This window comes from Streptomyces palmae, assembly GCF_004684805.1.
Taxonomy (GTDB): domain Bacteria; phylum Actinomycetota; class Actinomycetes; order Streptomycetales; family Streptomycetaceae; genus Streptomyces; species Streptomyces palmae.
Window position 1 is genome coordinate 1 of record NZ_SRID01000683.1, and the last position, 1,360, is coordinate 1,360.

Genomic DNA, 1,360 nt, shown 5'->3' on the forward strand with positions numbered 1-1,360 from the left:
GGCTCGGCCCGCCCCGGTCGATCGCCGCAGGACGCCCCCTTCGCGGACCGCTCAGGGCTGCCGGAGCACCAACGGTGCGTTGACCGCCTCCACCGCTCTGACCAGGGGAGCCAGTTCGGGGTTCTGGGCGGCCTCGTCGAGCGCCTCGCGCAGGGCGGCGTCGTTGGTCGGCCGGGCCTCCTCCAGAAGCTTCAGGCCGTCCTCCGTGACGTTGGTGTAGATGCCGCGGCGGTCGGTCGGGCACAGGTAGCGGGACAGCAGGCCGCGGTCCTCCAGCCGGGTGACCAGGCGGGTGGTGGCGCTCTGGCTGAGGACGACCGCATCGGCGACCTGCTTCATCTGCAGGTGGCCGCCTTCGTCGTCATGCTGGCGGCTGAGCACGTCGAGCAGCGAGTACTCCCGCACGCTCAGGTCGTGCTCGGACTGCAGGGCGCGTTCGATGTGACCCTCGATCCTCCCGTAGAGGAGGTAGAGGGCAGCCCATCCGTTGGCGAGGGCGGTCAGCGCGGGGTCCGTGGCGGTCATGGGCCCGGGCCTCCTTCCAGGTGCGACGGAGTCCAGGATAAGCCCTTCCCCGAAATACCGGCCAGAGGCAATATAAGGCTTGTGCAAGCATCGCCCCGGGGATCGACACCGAAGGCCGAGGAGATGCGCGCTCTGCCGCAGCCCGGAGAATCGGTTCCACCCGGCTCTTCAGGCACCCGCCCCGCGCCCGTGAGCGTTCGAGGAGGGCACGGGGCGCGAAACGAGGGAATCACCATGACCGTTTCCAGCACTCCGATGAACCTCACCCGGGCCGCCCACGTCGGGATCTCGGTGTCGAACCTGGACGCCTCGATCGCCTTCTACCAGGCCCTCACCGGACGGGAGCCCGTCGTCGCGGACGAGACCATGCACAGCGTGCCCTTCGGCATGTCGCAGGGGCTGCCCACGGCGAAACTGCGCTACGCCACGATCAACCTGGACAACAGCCTCGGCATCGACCTCATCGAGTTCCAGGAGCCGGTGGGCGAGCGGACGAACGGGGTGGCGAACCGCCCCGGCTCCATGCACCTGTGCTTCCGGGTCGACGACTTCGACGCGGTGTACCAGCGCATGAAGCAGGTCGGCTACGACTTCCTCGGCGAGGGCTACACCTTCCTCGCGGGGGAGGTCACCCCCGACGCGGCCCTCGGCACCAAGGTGGCCTACTTCAACGACCCGGACGGCACCAATCTGGAGATCATCCAACCCAAGGGCGGCTTCGCCGGCTGACACGGCAGGACCTTGCCGCCGGCCGGCTCGGCGCCGCACACCAGCGGCCATCCAGCCGGAACGCGGGGCCGGGGTCATACCGCGCCCGGCCACCCTTCCCCCACAC

The 1,360-nt window shown here is 69.6% G+C and carries 2 protein-coding genes; one reads left to right on the forward strand and one right to left on the reverse strand.

Annotation, left to right across the window (positions count from 1 at the left end):
• Positions 1-51 precede the first annotated feature (51 nt).
• Entirely contained in the window at positions 52-525 is a 474-nt protein-coding gene (locus tag E4099_RS32045; RefSeq protein ID WP_135342593.1) for a MarR family winged helix-turn-helix transcriptional regulator, read from the reverse strand.
• Positions 526-759: 234 nt separating this feature from the next.
• On the opposite strand from E4099_RS32045, the gene E4099_RS32050 reads away from it, so the two are divergent.
• Positions 760-1,254: a VOC family protein gene (locus E4099_RS32050; protein WP_167828565.1), complete on the forward strand. Its 495-nt coding sequence runs from the start codon at positions 760-762 to the stop codon at positions 1,252-1,254.
• Positions 1,255-1,360 lie beyond the last annotated feature (106 nt).

Excerpts from the sequence above, each read along its gene's own strand:
- E4099_RS32045 (WP_135342593.1), bottom strand. The coding sequence starts at position 525 with ATGACCGCCACGGACCCCGCGCTGACCGCCCTCGCCAACGGATGGGCT.
- E4099_RS32050 (WP_167828565.1), top strand. The coding sequence starts at position 760 with ATGACCGTTTCCAGCACTCCGATGAACCTCACCCGGGCCGCCCACGTC.